The organism is Pseudoalteromonas aliena (genome assembly GCF_038155085.1).
Classification (GTDB): domain Bacteria; phylum Pseudomonadota; class Gammaproteobacteria; order Enterobacterales; family Alteromonadaceae; genus Pseudoalteromonas; species Pseudoalteromonas aliena_A.
Map to the genome: position 1 here is coordinate 1 of NZ_JBAKAU010000160.1, position 222 is coordinate 222.

The following is a 222-nucleotide window of genomic DNA, read 5'->3' on the forward strand; positions in this document are numbered from 1 at the left end:
TTGAAGGAATAGGGCGTCGTTTTCATCATTATTGTTAATTTGAAAATGAACGTGGCATTGTGATGCTAGTTGATGATTACGGGCATCACCCTTCAGAAGTTGCATCAACAATTGCAGCAGTACGTGAAGGATGGCCCGATAAGCGATTGGTAATGGTATATCAACCACTTAGATTTTCTCGTACACGTGATTTGTACGAAGATTTTGTAAAAGTACTCGCTG

The 222-nt window shown here is 40.1% G+C and carries 1 pseudogene; it reads left to right on the forward strand.

Going from position 1 to position 222, the window contains the following annotated elements:
* Positions 1-222 (forward strand): annotated as a pseudogene (locus V6260_RS18930) (glutamate ligase domain-containing protein); the annotation flags it as partial.